Source organism: Actibacterium atlanticum, assembly GCF_000671395.1.
In the GTDB taxonomy this organism is placed as follows: Bacteria; Pseudomonadota; Alphaproteobacteria; order Rhodobacterales; family Rhodobacteraceae; genus Actibacterium_D; species Actibacterium_D atlanticum.
The window spans coordinates 747273-768487 of the sequence record NZ_AQQY01000001.1; the positions used below are offsets into that span (position 1 = coordinate 747273).

Consider the following 21215-nt stretch of genomic DNA (forward strand, 5'->3'; position numbering starts at 1 on the left):
GACTAAAGTCAGCCATATGGATCAAGATCAAATCACCCGTATTCGAAACTTTGGCCGCGCCGTCGCGGTCGAGGTCGGCGCGCTTGAAGACTCGTTTCTGGATCGCGGCCGCCCGCTTGGCGCGGCGCGGGTGCTAAACGCCATTGGGCTGGGGTATCAGAACGTCGCGGATATTCGCAGCGTGCTGAAACTGGACACCGGATTGCTCAGCCGGTTGCTGCGCAGTCTTGAGGCCGAAGGACTGATCGAAACCTCCCCCCATCCACAGGACCGCCGCGCCCGCGTTGCGACCCTAACGCGCAAGGGGCAGGCCGAGTTCGACATTTATGAAACCCTTTCAGACGAACGCGCCGCGCAAATCCTGAACCGACATAAGAACGCGCCGCGCCTTTTGGAAGCGATGGATATCGTCACAATCGCCCTGTCGCGCGAAGAGATCGTGTTTGAAGAAATCGACTATGCTTCGGACCTCGCGACCACCTGCCTGAACGCCTATGCGATGGAACTGGGCGCGCGCCTGAATGTCGAGTTTGACCTCAAGAAAGCAGGCGACCCGGACCTGTCGCAAATGAAACACCCCCATGGGACGTTTGTCGTGGCCCGGTTGGGGGACATGCCGGTGGGCTGTGTTGGCGTCAAAGGCAACGGTGGGCAACTGGCCGAGATCAAACGCATGTGGATCGCCCCTGCGGCCCGCGGGTTGGGACTGGCCCGGCGCATGATGACCGCCGCCGAGGATGCCGCCCGAGATCTGGGCATCGAGGTCCTTCGCCTGGACACCAACAGCACGTTATTTGAGGCGGTGAAGCTCTATCAAACTATGGGCTGGACCCAGATTGATCGCTTCAACAACGACCCCTACCCCGACCTGTTCTTTGAAAAACACCTTTAACGGCGGAATGGGCCTATTGGCCCTTACTCCCCGTGCGGCTTCTTGCCCAGATGTTTGCGCAGGCGCGACGGCGTCGATTTCTTCTTCGACTTATAGGGGTTCTTGTCGGCCTGTGAGCGCATCGTCAGGCGGATCGGCGTGCCGGGCATGTCGAAATCTTCGCGCAGCCCGTTGATCAGGTAGCGGCGATAGCTGTCGGGCAGCTTTTCGGGCAACGAGCACATCACCACAAACGCCGGCGGGCGCGTTTTCACCTGTGTCATGTAACGCAGCTTGATGCGGCGACCGCCGGGTGCGGGCGGCGGGTGCACCTCGAGCATCCCCGTTAGCCAGCGGTTCAGGCGGGCGGTGCTGATACGGGTGTTCCAGATGCTGTGGGCGCGCAGGACGGCCTCGTGCAGGCGATCCATGCCGCGTCCGGTTTTGGCGGAAACTGTGATCAGGGGCGCGCCGCGCAGCTGGGGCAGAAGGCGGGCAAATTCCTCTTTCAGCTCTTTCAGCTTGTCTTGTTTTTCGCCCTCAAGGTCCCACTTGTTCACGGCGATCACGACGGCGCGGCCTTCGCGTTCGGCCAGATCGGCGATCCGCAGGTCTTGCTGTTCAAACGGGATGTTCACATCCAGCAGCACGATCACCACCTCGGCGAATTTCACCGCGCGCAGACCATCGGAAACCGACAGCTTTTCAAGCTTTTCCTGCACCTTGGCACGTTTGCGCATGCCAGCGGTGTCCCAGATACGGGTCGGAGTGCCTTTCCAGCTGAACTGGGTGGAAATCGCATCCCGGGTGATCCCGGCCTCGGGGCCGGTCAGTAGTTTATCTTCGCCCAGCAACTGATTGATAAGTGTGGATTTCCCAGCATTGGGGCGCCCCACAACTGCAACCTGCAACGGTTTGGTGTCAGAAAAGGTGCGCGAGTCCCCTTCGCCATCTTCATCGACGTCAACATCGACGTCAGGCGCATCTTTGGCGGCCCGGGCCTCGAACTGCTCGGCCAGCGGTGACAGTTGGGTGTATAGATCGTTCAGGCCTTCGCCATGTTCGGCGGACATGCGGATTGGCTCGCCCAGACCAAGCGCGTAACATTCCAGCACGCCCGCGTCGGCGGCGTTGCCTTCGGCCTTGTTGGCGGCCAGGATCACATGGGCGGATTTACGGCGCAGAATGTCGGCAAAGACCTCATCCGCAGGCAAGACCCCGGCGCGTGCATCCACCAAAAACAGACAGATATCAGCCATTTCCACCGCGCGTTCGGTCAGCATCCGCATCCGGCCCTGTAGGCTTTCATCGGTGGCCTCTTCCAAGCCAGCGGTATCAATCACGGTAAACCGCAGATCCCCGATCCGCGCTTCGCCTTCGCGCAGATCACGCGTCACGCCGGGCTGGTCGTCGACCAGCGCCAGACGTCGCCCGACAAGGCGATTGAAAAGGGTGGACTTGCCCACATTGGGCCGCCCGACAATGGCAAGCGTAAAGCTCATGGAATGCTCCGAAACGGTTCAGAGCGTCGCCCTACACCATTCGCGCGTCAGCGAAAAGCGTAGAGTTGCCCTTTGGTTGTCACCACGTACATCGTGCCGTTCACGATCACCGGGTCCGTGGTGGCACCGCCGGGGATTTCAACGCTGTTTACAAGGCTGCCATCCTCGGGATTGAAAAAGCGTATCATCCCGTCATCCGAGGCCACAACGATGCGCCCTCCGGCCATGACAGGGCCATAATGCGCAAAGACAGACCGGAACTTTTTCGGCTTTTCCTTCACGAAATATGGCAGATCAATCGCCCAGACCTGTTCGCCGGTTTCAGCGTCCAGTCGCACCAGCTTGGATTCATCCGATACCAGGAAGACCGAACCACCCATCGGCAGAACCGGGCTATAGGCGCCGTCTTCGGCGGTCCAGATCCGCTCTCCCCCCGCAGCAGCCAAAGCCACTGTGCGGCCCGACTGAGTGGATACATAGATACGGTCACCCGCGATCACCGGATCACCGGTAATGTCGCTGACCGTTGCATAGACCCGCCCCCGGCGCTGGCCAGCCACAGATGCCGCCCAGACCCGAATGCCGGATTTGCGCAGTGTCGCCACCAGATCAGAAGAGCCAAATGGGAAAACGGCCAGACGGTCAGACAATGCCGGAGCAGCGCCACCAATCATGCCCGCCGCCGACGGGGTGCCCGGCAGTTGCCATTGCACGCGCCCATCTTCGGCCCGGATCGCCCAAGCGCTGTTGTCGCGAGACACGGCATAAACAATGCCATCACGATACGTCGGCGCACCTGACATCACGGCGTTGGCTTTTTGCACCCAAAGCTGCGCCCCGGTCGCTGCATCCAGTGCAATCAACTGGCCAAAGCCGGTTGTGGCAAAAACCATGCCATCGCCAAAGGCCAAACCGCCCCCCGTGGCGTCTTGGTTGCGTTCCGAGGCTGGGGTCAGATCAGCGCTCCAGAGCGGGGCACCAGAGGTACTGTGGGCCATAATCTGACTGCGCGAGTCCAGCGTGTACACCCGACCATCCGCAACAATGGGGGTGGCGGTGATCCGGTATTTGCGGTTTTCGCCCGCGCCAATGGAACTGTTCCACACCGCTGTCGGTGTGCTGCCAAACACATGATGGACCGGCAGATGTGCGCTGTTGCCGCCGACCTGCGGCCAGTCTGTCAGTGTCTGCTGAGACGGCAAAGTGATGGCCGCCGAGATCAGGGGCTGATCTTGGGAGGGCGCTTCGTCGGCGCCATCTTCGGGTGTGGACTCTACGATCAGCGAGTCACGCACGTCGATGCGCTCACCTTCAAGGATCAGCTCACGGTCGCTACATGCGCCCAAAAGGCCCAACACGGCCAGAGCCCCAATCCCTTGGCTAAACTTCACCATCACTGCCCCCTGCTACACACAACCAAAGCTGTGCCGTTATTCTATGGCGTTCAAATCGCCACCAAGTGCCACAATCAACTGAGAGACGCGCTGACGCAAGTCACCTGTCGCATCGCTGGACGTATAGGCCTGCCGCAACAGCGCGATGGCGGTTTCGGTTTCACCCGCCTGGGCTTCGACAAGGGCCAGTTGTTCCAGGGCAACATTACGGAAGGGTTGCCCGGCAGCCGTCATCGGCGCCAGTGCGGCGCGGTGGGCTTCGGCACTGGCGGTGTCGCCCTGTGCCATGACCTTTTTCAAAGTCGCAAGCTGGCGATAGCTTTCCGCCACGGCCGGGTCGTTGATGACACTATCAAACTGCGCCACTGCGGCCTCGGTATTGCCGGCACCCAGCTCCTGTCCTGCGGCCAACAGCGCGATCACCGCCTTGGCTTCTCCGTCAACTTCTATCGCGCCAAGAGCTTCCAGCCGGGCCTCGGGTGTTTCCAATTGCATCGCGGCAAGAGTCGCATCGCCCAAAGCCTGCGCCGCAGCGGTTTCGCGCGCTTTTTTAAGTTCTAAAAAAGACGCGCCGCCAACAATCAAAAGCACAGCAGCCACAGCAATCCAGCCGTACCGGCGGATCAACTTATACAGCTGATCACGGCGAACTTCTTCGCTGACTTCATCAATAAAGCTTTCGGGATTGCTCATTTAGGCCTCTCTGCGCCTTCGGGTGTTGCGCAGCAGTCTTAACCCATGCGTCGCAAGATTGCCAAGCCCCGTATGCGGCCCCTTGCCTATTGCAGGAAAGCTCCTAAATTCGTAAGCTGAACCAGACAGTTCACTATCCGCAATTTCGGGGTCCACGAACTGCGGCAGATCGCCGAATACGGATATAGAAATAAAAGTTCTAACCGCCCATGCAGCGGAGCAGTCCTAGGGAGCAAAATGCGTATTATTTCCTTCATCACGGCCGCTTTGGTCATCGTTGCGCTCTATATGCTCGTCCTAAAACGAGATGACGTTCTGGACTTTGCCGGGCGCGACATTCCAGAAGAAGCCCAAAACGAAACGCCAGCAGAAGAAACGCCCGCGGATCAGGTCAGCGCTGTTCCGGTTGTTGCTGTTCACTCGTCGGCCAGCGCAATCGCCGAGTTTGTCAAAGTGCGCGGCCAGACCGAAGCCGCACGTCAAGTTGCTGTGCTGGCGGAAACCTCGGGCCGGGTGATCTCGGCCCCGTTGCGCAAAGGGCAGCTGGTGGCAGAAGATCAGGTTCTGTGCGAAATTGACCCGGGGACCCGGGACGCCAATCTGGCACAGGCACAGGCAGCATTGCTTCAGGCACGTGCGGGTCTGCCCGAGGCTCAGGCGCGTCTGACCGGCGCTCAATCATCGTTGAGCGAAGCAGAGATCAATGACCGGGCGGCGATCGAGCTGCGCAAATCCGGTTATGCTTCTGAAACCCGCGCCGCATCAACTGCGGCGGCTGTGTCTTCGGCGCAGGCCGGGATTGAATCGGCAAAGGCCGGGTTGGATGCTGCCCGCGCCGGGATCTCGGCTGCCGAAGCAGCTGTTGCGGCGGCTCAGAAAGAAATCGAACGCCTGACCATCACCGCTCCCTTCGCCGGCGTGCTGGAAACCGATAGCGCCGAGCTGGGCACGCTGCTGCAGCCCGGCGCCGTCTGCGCAACTGTCATCCAGCTGGATACGATCAAACTTGTCGGGTTCGTGCCCGAAACCGAAGTTAACAAAGTAACCCTTGGTTCGATGGGCGGCGCGCGCCTGTCCACCGGCACAGAAGTCAGCGGCATGGTCAGCTTCCTTGGTCGTTCTGCCGATCCGGTCACCCGCACCTTCCGGGTCGAAGTTGAAATCCCCAATCCTGATCTGGCCATTCGTGATGGGCAGACGGTTGAAATGGTGCTGTCGTCGGGCGATGCACAGGCGCATCTGTTGCCGCAATCCGCGTTAACGCTGGATGATACGGGCGCCGTGGGGGTTCGCATCATCGATGCCGGTAATCTGGCGCAATTCGTTCCTGTGAAAATCCTGCGCGACTCGGCGGACGGTATCTGGGTGCAGGGCCCTGCCGATCAAGTAGATGTCATTACCATCGGTCAGGAATACGTCATTGACGGCGTTCCTGTTGCCCCAAGCTTTGAGAGTTTGACCCAATGACCGGCATTATTGACTGGGCAGCGAAACACGCCCGAATGGTTCTGGCATTTGTGGTCATGTCTTTGACCGCCGGGGCCTTGGCCTATGTGGGCCTGCCCAAAGAAGGCGAGCCTGACATCGAAATTCCGGCGATTTTCGTGTCGGTCTCGTTTCCCGGTATTTCGGCGGAAGACGCCGAAAAACTGTTGGTCAAACCCATGGAGGCCGAGCTTGTCGATCTGGACGGGCTTGATAAAATTTCGGCAACCGCCCTGGAAAACTACGCCTATGTCGTGCTGGAATTCGAGTTCGGCTGGGACAAGACCAAGATCATCGCCGATATCCGCGATGCGATGAATACCGCCGAGGCGGAGTTCCCCGAAGGCGCGGACAAGTATCATCTGGACGAGATCAACTTCTCGGAATTCCCCATTCTTGTTGTGAACCTGTCTGGGGATGTGCCTGAACGCACGCTTTTGCGGGTGGCCAAGGACCTTCAGGATGAACTGGAATCGCTGGATGCGGTGCTGGAGGCCGGTCTGGCCGGGCAGCGGGACGAGATGCTGGAAGTCGTGATCGACCCATTGCGGCTGGAAGCTTACAATGTCACCGCCGCCGAGCTGATTCAGGTTGTTGTCAACAACAACCAGCTGATTGCCGCAGGCGAAGTCGAAAGCGCGTCGGGGGCTTTTTCGGTAAAAATTCCGTCGTCTTTTGATAGCTCTCAGGATGTGTATGACCTTCCGGTTAAAAAGAACGGCGACCGGGTGGTTACGCTGGGCGATCTGGCCGACATCCGTCTGACGTTTGAAGACCGCGCCGGAACCGCGCGGTTCAACGGCGAAACCACTTTGGCGCTTCAGGTGGTCAAGCGCAAAGGCTTCAATATCATCGACACCGCCGCTGAAATTCGTGCGCTGGTGGAACGCGAACAGGCCGAATGGCCTGCTGAACTGCAACAGACCATCACCATTGGCACCTCGATGGACCAATCGCATACGATTGCCTCGATGGTGTCGCAGCTGGAAGGTTCGGTTCTGACCGCGATTGCACTGGTGATGATCGTGGTTCTGGCCTTTCTTGGATCGCGTTCGGCGCTGCTGGTGGGCTTTGCGATCCCGACTTCGTTCTTACTGTGTTTCGTGTTGCTGGGGCTGATGGATGTGGCGATTTCCAACATCGTGATGTTCGGGTTGATCCTTGCCGTGGGCATGCTGGTGGATGGCGCCATCGTTGTGGTGGAATATGCGGATCGGCGGATTTCACAGGGCGTGGGGCCGATGCACGCCTTTACGGACGCCGCCAAACGCATGTTCTGGCCGATTGTCAGCTCGACCGCGACAACGCTATGCGCCTTTTTGCCGATGCTGTTTTGGCCCGGTGTTCCGGGGCAGTTCATGGGTATGTTGCCAGTCACGCTGATCTTTGTGCTGTCGGCGTCTTTGGTGGTGGCGCTGATCTATCTGCCGGTTGTCGGCGGTGTCGCTGGCCGCTGGTCGCGCCTTTTGGACAACACCGCCGCCCTGCTGCGCCCCCTCCCCTGGGCCGCGCGGGCCGTGTTGGTGCCGATCACCCTGTTCATCGCCTTTTTGGGGGCGATGCAGATGATCAATCCCGGGTATCTGACTGGCAATCCAGAGGCTGGTCTTGGCGGCGTTGTTCTGGGCGCCTTGCTGTTTGCACTGGGTGCGGCGGGCACCTCGGTCACGATGACGGCCGTTCAGGCTCAACATCGTCGCAAAAAAATCAAAGCGGGCTATCGGCGCTCGGTCTTTGGCCATTTCATTCACTTTATCGCGGGCAACCCGATCATGCCGGTTGTCTCAATCGGGGCGGTCATATTTGCGGTGGTAACCGTGTTTGGCCTCTATGGTGCTAACAACAATGGTGTCGAATTCTTTGTGGAATCCGAGCCAGAGCAGGCGATCATCTATGTCCGCGCGCGTGGCAACCTTTCGTTGGATCAGAAAGACGCGCTGGTACGTCAGGCCGAAGAAATCGTTCTGCGCCATCCGGGCGTGGACAACACCTTTGCCTTTGCCGGTGAAGGCGGGTTGAACAACAACACCGGCGGCGCACAACCGCCGCTGGACACGATCGGTCAAATCCAGATTGAACTGGTTGCATGGGAAGACCGTCAAGACCGCCCCGATCTGGATGGCAACATCGTGCTGGAGGAACTGCGCGCCGATATGGCCACCCTGCCCGGCATCAAAACCGAAGTTTTGGATCTGGCCATGGGGCCCGCCTCGGCCAAGCCGGTGCACCTGCGCATGCGTTCCGACAATTGGGAGGCCCTGCAGGAAGCTGCCGCCATTGCCCGGGCCAAGTTTGATACGACCCCGTCCCTGAAAGACATCGAAGACAGCCTGCCCCTGCCGCGGATTGACTGGCAGATTGATGTCGATGTCGAAGAGGCCGGGCGCTATGGCGCTGATGTCGCCACCGTGGGCGGCATGGTGCAATTGGTCACCCGCGGCCTGTTGCTGGACACCATGCGCGTGCCCTCGTCTGACGACGAAATCGAAATTCGCGTGCGCCTGCCAGAACAGGACCGCCTGTTGTCTACGCTGGACAGCCTTAAGCTGCGCACGACCGAAGGGTTGGTGCCGCTGTCCAACTTCATCACCCGCACACCGGTTGAAGGTCTGGGTCGGATCGACCGGATCAGCCAGACCCGGTACTTTGACGTGAAGGCCGGTGTGGAAGATGGAACAACCACCGAGGATGGCACCCCGATCAACCCCAATGAGCGCATCGCCTTGCTGACCGAATGGCTGGATACGCAGCCGTTTTCACCCGAGGTCGAATGGGAATGGACGGGCGACACAGAGGATCAGGCCGAAAGCCAGGCCTTCCTGTCGCAGGCCTTTGCCGGGGCTTTGGCGCTGATGTTCATCATCTTGCTGGCGCAGTTCAACAGTTTCTACAACGCCACACTGGTGCTGCTGGCGGTGGTCTTGTCCACCACAGGCGTGTTGATTGGCATGATGGTGATGGGGCAACCCTTCTCGATCATCATGACCGGCACCGGGATCGTGGCTTTGGCGGGGATCGTGGTGAACAACAACATTGTGTTGATCGACACCTATCAGGAATACAGCCGCTATATGCCCCGGATCGAGGCCATCGTGCGCACCGCCGAGGCCCGCATTCGCCCGGTTTTGCTGACCACGGTGACCACGATGGCAGGCCTGTCGTCGATGATGTTCGGGCTGAGCTTTGATTTCATCAACGGCGGCTATTCCATCGACAGCCCCACCGCTTTGTGGTGGAAACAGCTTGCAACGGCAGTGGTGTTTGGCCTTGGCATTGCCACGATTTTAACGCTGATCTTTACCCCGTCATTGCTGGCATTGCGGGTGTGGTTCTGGACCATCCTCGTAGGCAGCGCACGCCGCATTCACGCAATATGGGGCGGCCCCAAAAGCCGCACCGCGCTTGATCTGGCGCTCAGCCGCGCGACCCGGCGTGTCAAAACGACCGAATTGCTGTGGGAAGAGTCACCCGAAACCGCCACGGCGCAGGACAATTCAGAACAGATCGAAGCCCTGCGGTTGGCGCTTTCGGATGACGATGAAAAAGCGTCCCAAACGAATGATCCGATGCGCGCCGCTGAATAATCAAAGGGCCGGTTAACCCGGCCCTTTTTTATTTCGGAACTTCGAACACCTGACCGGGATAAATCAGGTCCGGGTTCTTGATCTGGGATTTATTGGCTTCGTAAAGCTGCACGTAAAGCAGACCGTCGCCATAGGCATCGCTTGCAATCCGCCACAAAGACCCGCCGGGTTGAACAGTGACAAGAGACACCTCTGGGGGGCTGGGCGCGATTGTCGGCGCGGATGAGGGCGCAGTCTGCGCCTTTGGGGCCGGTTCAGCCGGGGTTTCGACCTCGGCAACGACAACGTCTGTCGCAGCAACCGGTGCAGCATCAGGTTGCGGCTCAGGCGCGGCTTCTGCCAAGGGCTGCAACGCAGCGGGCGACGCCGGCGCTGGCTGCGCAGGAGACTGCACCACTTTCGCCAGCTCTGCCGGGGCTTCGCGTTTGAACGGTGTTTCAAATCGCGCGACCACCTTGCCGCTATCGTCCACTTGATCCGCACGCAGGGTATAAAGCCCCGGAGATATCCCCTCAGAACGCAATTCCCAGGCGCTGCTTTCGGATACCGGAACCTCGTTCAGGAACGCATTATCCAGATAGAGCCGTACGATGCTGCCAGCGGCGGCGCGCCCTGCAATCACCACAGCGCCCTTAGGCCCGTAAGAGATTGCATCAATCACCACGCTCACATCCTCAGAGGCCTCCTGCGCGGGCTGAAGCACTTTGACGCCAGTGTCATCCGCCAAAAGCACTGCCGGGGCACGCTGGGTTTCGGCCTGTGCAACAACTTGTGGCGGGTCCAGTGGCGCCGGTTCGGGCGCTGGCTCGGCCACAGGCGCCAGAATAACTGTATCGCGCGACGGGATACGGGCACCGTCGTCCAGAACCATCACCAGCGACAGCACCCGCGCATCAGGGCTGGGCGGAATGTCGAAAAGCGCAACGAACTTGCCATTGGCATCTGTTTGCGCACTGGCGGCATCGTCTCCATCCAGCTGCACCAGAACCAAACTACCCGCAGCGCCCTGCCCGGCCACCAGCGCCCCGCCTCCCGGGGCGACACGCACGACATCAAACCCCGGTGGATCAGGCAGCAGATCAGGTTCAGGGTCTTGGGGCACAACCGCTTGCGGCGCAGGTTCAGGCGCCAGCACGACAGGCTCTACCTGCATCAATTCGCGCTGCGCCTGATTGTAAAAGTAGGCCCCGCCGCCCACCGCAGCGACAACCGCACCGACCAGCGAGGCTTGACCACCCACGCCAAGTTTTGCCCAAAGAGCCATAATCCGTTTCCCCCTGCGCGCCAATTCCCCACGGGTCGCGCTTGCCGGACCATAGCAACCTGATTATCAAGGGTCCAGAACCGAAAAATTTGAGGCAAATCATGAGTCCGTCACCAAAATCCATCTGCGTCTTTTGCGGTTCTCGGGATGGGGTGAAACCCGCGTATGCGCAGGCCGCACAAGATACGGGTGAAGCCATCGCCAAAGCGGGATGGCGGCTTGTCTATGGCGCCGGAGACGTTGGGCTGATGGGCCGTATCGCCCGCACCGCACAGGCGCATGACGGGGCCACCTTCGGCGTGATCCCAGTGCATCTGTTTGACCGCGAGGTCGGCAAGCGCGACCTGTCCACCTTCATCGTCACCGAGAACATGCACGAGCGCAAAAAGGTGATGTTCATGAACTCGGACGCGATCGTGGTGATGCCCGGCGGGGCCGGATCACTGGACGAGTTTTTCGAGGTCCTGACCTGGCGCCAAATCGGCCTGCACGACAAACCAATCCTGCTGCTGAACACCGATGGCTACTGGGACCCGCTTTTGGCGCTGATTGACCATATCGTGGCTGAGGGCTTTGCCGACGACAGCATCAAGGATTTCTACCGGGTGTGTGACACTGTGAACGGGCTGATGGTTGCTTTGAAAACAGCGTTGAGTTGACATCAATAGGTCGTGAAAGTTGTATTCAAAGACCTTCAGTATCTCAGATGATCTAATTTCAGGCTTGGAAATCAGACTTGAAAACCATCTTAACCATCCACGACAAGATATAAGTCTCTAGTAACATCAAATATTACAAGGATGCCGCCGCGATTTGCAAAGAAACCATCGCCCTTTGCGTTATAGTCCCAAATTGATGACATCCCCGTTCGTCCAGTGAGTTCGCGTGTCCAGCACCTCTCACCAGCACTCAAAACTCGATAGACTATTGAATTTTCCACGACTTTGCCGCTGATCGGAAGGGGGCGCCAATCCGAAAACCCATAAGGCAACGTACCGGGCTTCGTTTCTGCTCGCCCTTCGACTGCGACTAGCGCACAAACAAAGTACTCTCGCTCTGCAAACAGAATCTGTGAGTTTTGAAGCTCTAACGGGAGGCTAGCTCTCAGAGCTTCGCCGGAGAATTCATCACAGCCTTTCATGAGAGCAAATAACAATAACGATGCAGCAAACGTTTTCATAAGCATTTCATACGACCGGCGATCAATATCTTGGGGGAAGGAGAAATGAATCTTGGTGATTTACGCCCCCCCTTCTGCGGGAACTGATTGCATTCCCACAGTACCATCTGGGCTTTCGGAAAGCTCAATCTGGTTTCTTGTTGTCATAGAAGTATTTTTCCATTCTCGAAAAGCAGTTTTCGTTCCAAGTACAGGACGAAGTTTTTTATGTTTAGTAGGAAAATCACGAGGAAGAAAAGCATCTAACAAAGGCCATTTGTATATACGAGGGCGATAAATATTCGCCAAGTTCCAGGATTTGGTCTCATCGCACTTTCATAGAGTGTAATGTAACCGGCGCTTGGGAGGGTGGCCATTCTAAGACTTGCGAGTACGCTGATGGGATTTACTCACATGGCAGCACAATCGAACTAGTCGGAAACTGGTATCAACAGTGCAAAGAAGGCGCTTGGCACACACGCAAAAAAATAAGTGACTAACCATAAGCTGGATGATGTAACACCAGTTAGCGACGTTCTTGCAACACTATGACCCCAGCGGCAAACGCCGTTGGGGAATTCATGAACAGTGCAAGCGGTGCGATTGCCGTTCCCTACTGTAACCTTAGCGTCGCAAGCTTTGAATGTGTCTGGGGCGCAGCACTGAGCTAACTCAAAGTAAAAACCGCCCCGAAGGGCGGCTTTCAATTCTTTCACGGTCGGAAACGCGATCAGGCGTTCGACAGACGCTCGGCGACGTTTTCCCAGTTGACCAGCTTGTCCAGGAAGTTGGTCAGGTAGGCCGGGCGTTTGTTGCGGAAGTCGATGTAGTAGGAGTGCTCCCACACGTCGCAACCCAGCAGCGCGGTTTGGTCAAAGCACAGTGGGTTCACGCCGTTTTCGGTTTTGGTGACTTTCAGCGTGCCGTCGGTGTCAACCACCAGCCAGCACCAGCCCGAGCCGAACTGGCCAGCGCCAGCAGCCGAGAACTGCTGTTTGAACTCGTCAACCGAACCAAAGGCGTCAACGATGCGGGCTTCCAGCTCGCCGGGCATGGTGTTGCCTGCGGGGCCCATCATTTCCCAGAACTGCATGTGGTTCCAGTGCTGCGAGGCGTTGTTGAAGATGCCGTTCTGTGCCACGGCGCCAGCGGCATAGGTGCCTTTGACGATCTCTTCCAGCGACTTGCCTTCCCACTCGGTGCCGGCGATCAGCTTGTTGCCGTTGTCGACATAAGCTTTGTGGTGCAGATCGTGGTGGTATTCCAGCGTCTCAGCCGACATGCCAGCGTCAGCCAGCGCGTCATGTGCATAGGGAAGATCAGGAAGTTCGAAAGCCATTGGGTAAGCCCTTTCGGTTCGCGGGTTCAATTTGCACACAAATGTCGGTTTCTGAGAGAAAAGGTCAAGAGCCGATTGAAAAAGCAAGCGCCGAAAAATGCGGCATAATTTCCAATCCTCCCCCTGAGCGGGCCTCGACATTTGGCTAACAAACTGTATCCTTTACGGAAACAATGGCAAACCTGCGCAAAAGCGGGTCTCATCATTACGCCGGTCATGTTTTCTGAACGGTTTGATGCGTATGAGTACGGGCAGCAGTCGCATTTCAATAATGCGGGATAACGGGACAGGACGCGATGCAATCTGCGAAACATCAACACACCATCCTTTCGATGATGAAGGACGAAGGGCATTGCCTGGTGGAATGGGTCGCCTATCACCACTATCTGGGCTTCGATAACATTTGCGTCTACACCAACAACTGCACCGACGGCACCGATGAAATGCTGATCCGGTTGCAAGAGCTGGGCTATTGCAAACATTTCGAGAATGTCGTGCCCGAGGATAAAAAGCCTCAGCCCCACGCGCTCGCGCTGGCCACAAAAAACCCCGAGGTCATGGACAGTGAATGGATCCTGACCATGGACGCGGATGAGTTTCTGTCGATCAAAACCGGTGACGGCCGCCTGCCCGACCTGATGGCGGCGATGCCCGACGGCACAGACGCGATGGCGATCACGTGGCGGTTCTTTGGATCATCCGAGATCACCGATTGGAACCCTGGTCTGGTTTCCGAAAGCTTTACCAAGGCAGCGCCGGACATGTTCAAACGCGGCTGGGGGGTGAAGACCCTGTTCCGCCCCTATGATCAGATCAAACTGGGCATTCACCGCCCGCACATCAAAAAAGCCAAGCAAGAGCCCGAAAATGCGCGCGCCATGTTGGCCCAGCATTGGGTGAATGGCTCGGGCGAACCCATGCCCAAGGAATTCAATCTGTCTGGCTGGCGCTCGACCAAGCCGACGCTGGGCTATGATCTGGTCGAGCTGAACCACTATGCCGTCAAAAGCTACGAGGCCTATCTTCTGCGCCGCATGCGCGGCAATGTGAACAAGAAAGCCGATAAGTATAACGCCGCCTATTTCGCAATTTTCGATCGCAACGAGATCGAGGCCAACAACGCCGCCCGTCACGCTGGACCGGTGCGCGAGATCATGGAACAAATGTTGGCAGACCCCAAGCTGCGCGCATTGCAGGACAAAGCATATGAGTTCCATCAGGCGCTGGTCGACAAGCTGCGTACCACGGGCGAGTATGATGAATGGCTGACGTCTTTGAAAGAGGCCTCGCAAGTCGGCATTGATGAATTGGATGAGATTTTGTTTACCCAGCACCTTCCCAAAGAATGGCAAGACAAGGTCGAAGAGATGCGGAAATCCGGCATTCCGGATCGCGAAATCGCCCTTATGATTTCCCGCAGCCAGACCGCCAAAAAGGGCGAAACCCGTGCCGCGCTGAAGAAAGCCGCCGGGCTGGTTGATGACGAAAACCCCTATGAAGACGCCCAGACGGACGACCCCATCAAGAAAGAGCTGGACGACGAAAAAGAACGCGCCCGCGCCGCCCGCAAAAAAGAACGCGAAGAGCGTCAGGCGCGCAATCGCGCCGCGCGCGCACGGGGTGAAGTGGTACGTGAAACCTGGGCGGAAGAGCGGGCTGGAAAATCGTCATGAGCAATCACGGCCGCAAGATCGTCGTCTCGACCATGAAAAACGAGGCGCCTTATCTGATCGAGTGGATCGCCTATCACCGGCTGATCGGCTTTGATGATTTTGTGCTGTTTTCCAATGATTGCACCGATGGCACCAACCTGATGCTGAACCGGCTGGATCAGCTGGGCATCGTACACCATTTCGACAACCCGATTGGCCCGGGCATGGACCCGCAGCGCGCCGCCTATAGCCGCGCGGGCAAGATGGATTTGACCCGCGATGCCGATTGGGTGCTGATCATCGACGCAGATGAATTCATGAACATCCGCGTGGGCGACGGCCGTGTCGACGATCTGCTTGACGCCTGCGAAGGGGCTGACGCGATCTCATTGAACTGGCGGTTGATGGGCTCGGCGGGACAAACGCAGATGCGCCCCGAACCGGTGACGGAACGCTTTACGCGCGGCTGCACGTTGGACAAGCCTGAAAACGGCCTTGTCTGGGGGTTCAAAACCATCTTCCGTCCGAAAGTGTTTGATTATTTCGGGGTTCATCGCCCGAAGTTCTATAAAGACCGTGAAGTCACGGCAGATATGGCCACATGGTTCAACGGATCGGGCCGCGATCTGGGGGATGCACTGCATGTGAACGGCTGGCGGACGAATGCCAGTCAGGTGGGCTATGCTTTTGGGCAGATCAATCACTATGCTGTCAAATCGCGCGAAGAGTTCCTGCTGAAGCGTTTGCGCGGCACAGCAAATTCCAAGAACAAAGATCGTATCGACACCTCTTATTGGCCCAAATTCGATCTGAACGCGTTTGAAGATACCTCCATTCGTACCGAAGGCCTGCAGCAGGAAATGGATCGCCTGCTGGAAGACCCGATCCTGAACGCATTGCAGCATGCAGCATTGGACAGCGCCCGGCGCACCATCGACTATCAGCTACAAGACCCGCAATGGGCGACCTTTGTTGAAACCGGCGCGTTCGAGGAGGTAGAGCAAGAACTCCCCCCGCCCCCAAAGGATAATCCCGAGAACGTCAGGTTCTTGGGCATCGGCACGCATCACAAAACCGGTACGATCTGGATGCGTAAGGTCTTTCGGCAAGTCGCCGACGATCTGCAGGTACCGACGATGCAGTGCTATCGTAAAAAACGCCTAAGTGACCTGCCTGCCGAGGGGCCTGCGGTCTTGCTGAACTGGCACACGACCTTCCCCGAAGAATTGGTTCAGCGGCAAGACACCCGTTTTATCCACATCATCCGCGATCCGCGCGATATCCTGCTGTCGGGCATGCGCTATCATCGCACCGCCGGACTTGGGAACGAAAAGTTCCTGCGCGAAAAGCGCGATGAATGGGGTGGCTTGAACTATCAGGACTTTCTGAATGCCCTGCCCGATGATCTGGCTCGGCTAGAGTTTGAAATGCGCCACAAACACCACGATACGGTGCAAGAAATGCTGAAATGGTCCTATGACAACCCTCACGCCGCCGAGTTGCGATATGAGGATTTGATCAATGACACGGATTGCAGCTTGTTCCGCAAAACGCTGGAAGACCTTGGTGTAGAGGGGCTCGATATCGACAAGATTGTCGATATCTATTGGCAAAACAGCCTGTTTGGCGGATTGGCCGCCGAGGAAAACCGCGAAGATATCGTGGCGCGCCACATCAAGTCGGGCAAAGCCGCCCAGTGGGTCACCAAGCTTCCGCGCGAAATTGCCGAGATTTATGTCCAGGAATATGGCGATGCGCTGAAAAAGCTGGGCTATGCAAAGGACGACAGCTGGGTCGACCTTTGCGCGCCATGGAAAGACCTTGCAGCCTGATCAAATCAGGCTGCAATCCCAACAACCTGCGGCATCGGGTTCCAAAAACTGCACAGATGATCGTTGATCTCGTCTGAAAGAATTTTACGACGGCCTGAGTTTGGCAGAAACGTCAATTCACCCAGGATCATCTCGGAATCACGCACGTAAATGTCGACGCGGACATACGGGAAAGGCGCGGCAATTTCTTTTGCCACGTCGCGGGCAAGTTCGGCATTCTTTGGCAGTTCGACCTCGCCCAGATTATCGCGCAGGAAATCATGGGGCATATAGTTCAGATCGCCATCAAAGATCGGATTATTACGCTCGTCGCTTCCCAATCCCAGATCCAATTGCAGCAGCGCAACCTGACCATTGATGCAGTGAAACCGGAAGTCCGGGATCGGTTCGCCAGCCACGCGGCACAGGTCTTCTTCGACAAAGACTTTGCGTTCGATCAGCCGATACCACCACTGCGATGACTTCAAACCATAGGGTTTGCTCAGCCAAAATTCGGTCTTTTCACGAAGGCTTTCCAGCTCTGCTGGCGTCATCGGAAGCGTTATACGTTCAGCCTGTGCGCTGCCGTGATTGGCCTTAAGGAAGTAACTGCCGGGCGCGAGCCCATCAAAATTCAGCTCTTCGGCACTGCTAAAGCTGCGAAATACCTTGGCCGGGCGCACAAAGTCGCGACGATGCTGCGGGATGTAGTTTCCCACATTCAACTTGTCGGCGGGAATGACCGTAGGAAGCGGCGCAACGATACTGTTAAGCAACGTCATTTCGGTGAAGTTTTTGGGCTTTTGGAAATCAGGGAATTTGCCTCTGGCCCGATAATATCCCGCAATACCGCGGCGGGCGATATTCTTCGTCTTGCGCGACCCGAACGATGAAAGGCATGTCATCATGCCATCGCCGTCCACGGCTGGTGCGGTTTCCAGGTTATCGGAATACCAATCCCAGAAATCTTTCATGTACTCGCCAATCAGGGCGTCGCCATATTCTTCGCGCGTGCGTTTGTTGTAAAACGCCTGTTCTTCAAAGTCTCTCAATGTCCTGCCTGCTCGTTTTTTATCGAACTTTTGTTGGAATCTTATAGGTTTAGCCTAATTGGTCAACAGAGCCGTTAACCAATGCCCATAGGTATGGCATCCCTGCCACGCCTCCTGCGACATGGCGCCCAAGCGCGAACTGAACGTGGTTTCCCTCTTTCGTCCGACCCGCGCAGTGGTTACATGCGTGGGAACCAAGAGGAAGACCCGCATGCTGTTCTGGCTGATTGCCATACTCATTGCCGCCTTTGTGGCCGCTATTCTTGCCCTGACCCTGTGGCGCGCGCGTGACAACGCCGCCCCCGCCGCTGCCTATGACCTGAAGGTGTATAAGGACCAGCTGCGCGAGGTGGAAAAGGATCTGGCTCGCGGAGTGATCTCGCCGGAGGATGCCGAGCGCACCCGGTTGGAAATTTCCAAACGTATTCTTGAGGCCGACAAAGCCCTGCAATCCGGTCAGGACGCCTCGGTCAAAACACCGACCGGCACGCGTGTATTGGCACTTGCGGCTTTTGTTGCCGTCTTGGGGGGCTCGGCTGGGCTGTATTACACCATCGGTACACCGGGCTATCCGGATATGCCCTTGCAGGCCCGCAAGGACGCCGCAGATCAGGCGCGCGCCAACCGCCTTCGTCAGGCCGAGGCCGAGGCGCGCATCCCGCCCTCTCCGCAGCAAAACGACCCGCGTCACGAAGAGCTGGTGCAGAACCTAAGAGACGTGGTCGCCGAACGCCCCGACGATGCCGAAGGCCTGCGCCTTCTGGCCTCAAACGAGGCCGCATTGGGCAACCTCAAAGCCGCCTATACCGCGCAGTCCAAAATGATCAGCCTGTTGGGCGAAGAGGCCACCGCCGATGACTTTGCCTTTATGGCGGACATGATGATCCTGGCGACCAACGGTTATGTGTCACCCGAAGCGGAAGGCGCGATTGATCAGGCGTTGCGCAAAGACCCAACCGAAGGCAGCGCACGGTTTTATCTGGGCCTGATGTACGCCCAGACCGGCCGCCCGGATTTTGCCTTCCGTATCTGGAGCCAGCTTCTGGCGCAAAGCAACGCCGACGACCCCTGGGTTCCTGCGATCCAGAACGGGATCGAAGAATTGGCATTCCGGGCCGGGGTCGACTACACGCCCCCGACCCTTGCGCCCGCCACGCGTGGCCCCAGCGCCGAAGATATGCAGGCCGCTCAGGATATGACGGCTGAAGAACAGGCCGACATGATCCAAGGCATGGTCGATGGGCTGAGTGAACGTCTGGCCACAGAAGGCGGCTCGCCGCAGGAATGGGCTCAGCTGATCCGGGCCTTGGGTATTCTGGGCGATACGGAACGCGCCAGCGCGATCTGGGCCGAGGCCCAGCAGGTCTTTGCCGAAAACGAGGCTGCCCTATCGGTGATCGGCGCCGAGGCAAATCGCGCCGGGCTGGAATAAATGCCGGTCTACGAAGAATTTGAAGCTTTCAACGCGGCGCTTTCCCCGATGAAGGCGGTGGCCGGGCTTGACCTTGGCACCCAGACCATCGGCGTTGCCGTGTCTGACGGGCTGCGCAGTGTCGCCACCCCGCTGGAAACCATCCGCCGCAAGAAATTTGGCGTTGATGCCACGAAGCTTCTTGAAATTCTGACCAAACGCGATGTCACCGGAATCGTGCTGGGATTGCCGCGTAATATGGATGGCTCGGAAGGACCGCGCTGCCAATCGACCCGCGCCTTTGCCCGCAATCTGGCCAACCTGACCGACCTGCCGATCGGGTTCTGGGACGAGCGGCTTTCAACCGTGGCTGCGGAACGGGCCTTGCTCGAGGCAGACACCTCTCGGCGGCGCCGGGCCGAGGTCATTGATCACGTCGCCGCAGGTTATATTTTGCAAGGCGCGCTGGATCGCATAAATCATCTGGGAAGTGGCGCATGAACGATGATCAGGTTTGGGCCCGCGACGAGATCGCCTCGCCCTGCGTAAAACTCTGCACCATCCACCCCGAAGAGCAAATCTGCACCGGCTGCTTTCGCACTTTGCAGGAAATCGGCGGCTGGTCAGCAATGGATAACGCCACCCGTCTTGCAATCATGCAAGAACTGCCAGACCGCGCACCGCGCCTGAAGAAACGGCGCGGGGGTCGGGCGGCGAAACTGCGGGATCGCAGCTGACGGGCGCCGCCCGGGTTGTTTTACTGCAGGCGGTACTTGTCAATTGTCGCCGAGATCAGCTCTTCGCTGAGATCAGGATTGACCTGCTGCAGACAGGTGATGAGCTTCTCTTTGTTGGCGGCGCGCTGTTCATCGGTCGCCGCGCCACGTTCCGCTGGTTTATCCAGCGTTTTTACGCAGCTTTTGACATCTTTGCGTTGCAGGCCCAGGTCCGCAGCAATTTGCTTGGCAATCTGGCGCCCCTGCCCCGGGGTTTGTGCCTGAACACCGCTGGCCAAAGTAGCAGCGATAAGTACGCCCAATGCGATAGGTTTAACGTTCATGAACTGATCCTCACTTGTTCGCGTTGATGTAAGTGAGAAACGCGGCGCCACGCAGTTTCCGTCGCGGCATCCGTATCTTTTCGCAAGAAAGTTAAAGCCCCAGCGCTTTGCGCAGCATGTTCAGGGCAACAAGGACCAAAAACAGGGCGAACACCCGTTTAAGCGGCTTTGGGTTCATGGAATGGGCAAGCCGGGCCCCCATTGGCGCGGTGATCAACGTCATACAGATCACCAGACCAAAGGCAGGCAGGTTTACTGCTCCAATGGTATAAGGCGGGCGCACGTCGGCCGGGATAGACACCATCAGGAACCCAATCGCCGAGGGCAGCGCGATGGCAACGCCAAACCCGGCTGCGGTTGCCACGGCCCGGTGAATGGGCTGGCCATAGAGGGTCATTGTCGGCACCGCAAAAGAGCCGCCGCCAACCCCCATCAACACTGACAAAAAGCCTACCAATGACGACACGGGTGCGCGGGTCGACAGACCGGGCATTTTATCCGAGATGCGCCAATGCGGCTTGCCAAAGGCCAGATACAGCCCGATGCAAACGCCTAGCACGCCAAAGATGCCCTGCAACACGGTTGAGCGCAGGCTGGAAGCCACAAAAACGCCAATCACCGCCCCTACCACGATCCCGGGTGCCCAGTCCCGCAGCACCTGCCAATCGACCGCGCCTTTTTTGTTGTGGCTGTGCACGGACCGCAAAGAGGTCACGATGATCGTCGCCAGAGACGTCGCCAGACAAATCTGCATCAACTGCGGGCTGTCATATCCAAGCGCGGTGAAGGTGTACAAAAACGCGGGCACCAAGACGATGCCGCCGCCCACCCCCAGCAAACCGGCGATCAGCCCGGCAAAGGCTCCGATGGCAAGAAGCACAGCAGTCAGAGGGACCAGGGTCGCAAGATCAGGCATGGGTGGGCTCCGTTTTGGTCAG

The 21215-nt window shown here is 58.0% G+C and carries 18 protein-coding genes; 9 read left to right on the top strand and 9 right to left on the bottom strand.

Features of this window, described 5'->3' with window-relative positions:
- Positions 1–16 precede the first annotated feature (16 nt).
- Positions 17–892: a helix-turn-helix domain-containing GNAT family N-acetyltransferase gene (locus ATO10_RS03720; protein ID WP_035248089.1), complete on the top strand. Its 876-nt coding sequence runs from the start codon at positions 17–19 to the stop codon at positions 890–892.
- Positions 893–915: 23 nt separating this feature from the next.
- Here ATO10_RS03720 and der read toward each other — a convergent pair whose 3' ends face one another.
- From der to ATO10_RS03735, 3 genes are read right to left on the bottom strand one after another with little or no spacing between them, the layout of a single operon-like run.
- Entirely contained in the window at positions 916–2373 is a 1458-nt protein-coding gene (gene der, locus ATO10_RS03725) for a ribosome biogenesis GTPase Der (protein WP_035248091.1), read from the bottom strand.
- A gap of 47 nt (positions 2374–2420) precedes the next feature.
- Positions 2421–3767 carry a PQQ-like beta-propeller repeat protein gene (locus ATO10_RS03730; protein WP_035248099.1) on the bottom strand — a complete coding sequence of 449 codons (1347 nt, stop codon included), beginning with the start codon at positions 3765–3767 and terminating at the stop codon, positions 2421–2423.
- A 36-nt stretch (positions 3768–3803) separates the two neighbouring features.
- Positions 3804–4460 carry a hypothetical protein gene (locus ATO10_RS03735; RefSeq protein WP_035248100.1) on the bottom strand — a complete coding sequence of 219 codons (657 nt, stop codon included), beginning with the start codon at positions 4458–4460 and terminating at the stop codon, positions 3804–3806.
- Between the two features lie 237 nt (positions 4461–4697).
- Here ATO10_RS03735 and ATO10_RS03740 point away from each other — a divergent pair, with 237 nt between their 5' ends.
- Both ATO10_RS03740 and ATO10_RS03745 read left to right on the top strand, forming a co-directional pair.
- The gene (locus ATO10_RS03740; RefSeq protein WP_035248102.1) at positions 4698–5927 is read left to right on the top strand and encodes an efflux RND transporter periplasmic adaptor subunit; all 1230 of its coding nucleotides are present in this window, start codon (positions 4698–4700) and stop codon (positions 5925–5927) included.
- On the top strand, positions 5924–9529 hold the full coding sequence (locus ATO10_RS03745; protein WP_081806405.1) for an efflux RND transporter permease subunit: 3606 nt from the start codon (positions 5924–5926) through the stop codon (positions 9527–9529). The genes ATO10_RS03740 and ATO10_RS03745 overlap by 4 nt, the downstream gene beginning before the upstream one ends.
- A 28-nt stretch (positions 9530–9557) precedes the next feature.
- Here the strand turns inward: ATO10_RS03745 and ATO10_RS15885 are convergent, their stop codons facing one another.
- Positions 9558–10793, bottom strand: coding sequence for a LysM peptidoglycan-binding domain-containing protein (locus ATO10_RS15885; protein ID WP_051597918.1), 1236 nt, complete (start codon positions 10791–10793; stop codon positions 9558–9560).
- A gap of 101 nt (positions 10794–10894) precedes the next feature.
- Here ATO10_RS15885 and ATO10_RS03755 point away from each other — a divergent pair, with 101 nt between their 5' ends.
- Positions 10895–11452: an LOG family protein gene (locus tag ATO10_RS03755; protein ID WP_035248103.1), complete on the top strand. Its 558-nt coding sequence runs from the start codon at positions 10895–10897 to the stop codon at positions 11450–11452.
- An 89-nt stretch (positions 11453–11541) separates the two neighbouring features.
- Here the strand turns inward: ATO10_RS03755 and ATO10_RS03760 are convergent, their stop codons facing one another.
- Both ATO10_RS03760 and ATO10_RS03765 read right to left on the bottom strand, forming a co-directional pair.
- Positions 11542–11973: a hypothetical protein gene (locus tag ATO10_RS03760; protein ID WP_035248105.1), complete on the bottom strand. Its 432-nt coding sequence runs from the start codon at positions 11971–11973 to the stop codon at positions 11542–11544.
- 709 nt (positions 11974–12682) lie between these two features.
- Entirely contained in the window at positions 12683–13291 is a 609-nt protein-coding gene (locus ATO10_RS03765; protein WP_035248107.1) for a superoxide dismutase, read from the bottom strand.
- A gap of 296 nt (positions 13292–13587) precedes the next feature.
- Between ATO10_RS03765 and ATO10_RS03770 the strand changes: the two genes are divergently transcribed.
- Positions 13588–14964, top strand: coding sequence for a glycosyltransferase family 2 protein (locus ATO10_RS03770; RefSeq protein ID WP_238323358.1), 1377 nt, complete (start codon positions 13588–13590; stop codon positions 14962–14964).
- Positions 14961–16775 carry a glycosyltransferase family 2 protein gene (locus ATO10_RS16150; RefSeq protein WP_081806406.1) on the top strand — a complete coding sequence of 605 codons (1815 nt, stop codon included), beginning with the start codon at positions 14961–14963 and terminating at the stop codon, positions 16773–16775. Before ATO10_RS03770 ends, ATO10_RS16150 begins: the two co-directional genes overlap by 4 nt.
- A gap of 5 nt (positions 16776–16780) precedes the next feature.
- Here the strand turns inward: ATO10_RS16150 and ATO10_RS03780 are convergent, their stop codons facing one another.
- Positions 16781–17806, bottom strand: a complete 1026-nt coding sequence (locus tag ATO10_RS03780; RefSeq protein ID WP_035248109.1) for an ATP-grasp fold amidoligase family protein — start codon at positions 17804–17806, stop codon at positions 16781–16783.
- Between the two features lie 211 nt (positions 17807–18017).
- On the opposite strand from ATO10_RS03780, the gene ccmI reads away from it, so the two are divergent.
- The 3 genes from ccmI to ATO10_RS03795 are packed head-to-tail and all read left to right on the top strand — an operon-like array spanning position 18018 to position 19954.
- Positions 18018–19238 carry a c-type cytochrome biogenesis protein CcmI gene (gene ccmI, locus ATO10_RS03785; RefSeq protein ID WP_035248114.1) on the top strand — a complete coding sequence of 407 codons (1221 nt, stop codon included), beginning with the start codon at positions 18018–18020 and terminating at the stop codon, positions 19236–19238.
- Complete coding sequence (ruvX, locus tag ATO10_RS03790) at positions 19239–19718, top strand: Holliday junction resolvase RuvX (RefSeq protein ID WP_035248116.1); 480 nt, start codon at positions 19239–19241, stop codon at positions 19716–19718.
- The gene (locus tag ATO10_RS03795; protein WP_035248118.1) at positions 19715–19954 is read left to right on the top strand and encodes a DUF1289 domain-containing protein; all 240 of its coding nucleotides are present in this window, start codon (positions 19715–19717) and stop codon (positions 19952–19954) included. Before ruvX ends, ATO10_RS03795 begins: the two co-directional genes overlap by 4 nt.
- 20 nt (positions 19955–19974) lie before the next feature.
- Here the strand turns inward: ATO10_RS03795 and ATO10_RS03800 are convergent, their stop codons facing one another.
- Positions 19975–20277, bottom strand: a complete 303-nt coding sequence (locus tag ATO10_RS03800) for a hypothetical protein (protein WP_035248120.1) — start codon at positions 20275–20277, stop codon at positions 19975–19977.
- Positions 20278–20368: 91 nt separating this feature from the next.
- Positions 20369–21193, bottom strand: a complete 825-nt coding sequence (locus ATO10_RS03805) for a sulfite exporter TauE/SafE family protein (RefSeq protein ID WP_035248122.1) — start codon at positions 21191–21193, stop codon at positions 20369–20371.
- Positions 21194–21215 lie beyond the last annotated feature (22 nt).

Coding starts and splice junctions, on each gene's coding strand:
- ATO10_RS03720 (WP_035248089.1), top strand. CDS start 17: ATGGATCAAGATCAAATCACCCGTATTCGAAACTTTGGCCGCGCCGTC.
- der (WP_035248091.1), bottom strand. CDS start 2,373: ATGAGCTTTACGCTTGCCATTGTCGGGCGGCCCAATGTGGGCAAGTCC.
- ATO10_RS03730 (WP_035248099.1), bottom strand. CDS start 3,767: ATGGTGAAGTTTAGCCAAGGGATTGGGGCTCTGGCCGTGTTGGGCCTT.
- ATO10_RS03735 (WP_035248100.1), bottom strand. CDS start 4,460: ATGAGCAATCCCGAAAGCTTTATTGATGAAGTCAGCGAAGAAGTTCGC.
- ATO10_RS03740 (WP_035248102.1), top strand. CDS start 4,698: ATGCGTATTATTTCCTTCATCACGGCCGCTTTGGTCATCGTTGCGCTC.
- ATO10_RS03745 (WP_081806405.1), top strand. CDS start 5,924: ATGACCGGCATTATTGACTGGGCAGCGAAACACGCCCGAATGGTTCTG.
- ATO10_RS15885 (WP_051597918.1), bottom strand. CDS start 10,793: ATGGCTCTTTGGGCAAAACTTGGCGTGGGTGGTCAAGCCTCGCTGGTC.
- ATO10_RS03755 (WP_035248103.1), top strand. CDS start 10,895: ATGAGTCCGTCACCAAAATCCATCTGCGTCTTTTGCGGTTCTCGGGAT.
- ATO10_RS03760 (WP_035248105.1), bottom strand. CDS start 11,973: ATGAAAACGTTTGCTGCATCGTTATTGTTATTTGCTCTCATGAAAGGC.
- ATO10_RS03765 (WP_035248107.1), bottom strand. CDS start 13,291: ATGGCTTTCGAACTTCCTGATCTTCCCTATGCACATGACGCGCTGGCT.
- ATO10_RS03770 (WP_238323358.1), top strand. CDS start 13,588: ATGCAATCTGCGAAACATCAACACACCATCCTTTCGATGATGAAGGAC.
- ATO10_RS16150 (WP_081806406.1), top strand. CDS start 14,961: ATGAGCAATCACGGCCGCAAGATCGTCGTCTCGACCATGAAAAACGAG.
- ccmI (WP_035248114.1), top strand. CDS start 18,018: ATGCTGTTCTGGCTGATTGCCATACTCATTGCCGCCTTTGTGGCCGCT.
- ruvX (WP_035248116.1), top strand. CDS start 19,239: ATGCCGGTCTACGAAGAATTTGAAGCTTTCAACGCGGCGCTTTCCCCG.
- ATO10_RS03795 (WP_035248118.1), top strand. CDS start 19,715: ATGAACGATGATCAGGTTTGGGCCCGCGACGAGATCGCCTCGCCCTGC.
- ATO10_RS03800 (WP_035248120.1), bottom strand. CDS start 20,277: ATGAACGTTAAACCTATCGCATTGGGCGTACTTATCGCTGCTACTTTG.
- ATO10_RS03805 (WP_035248122.1), bottom strand. CDS start 21,193: ATGCCTGATCTTGCGACCCTGGTCCCTCTGACTGCTGTGCTTCTTGCC.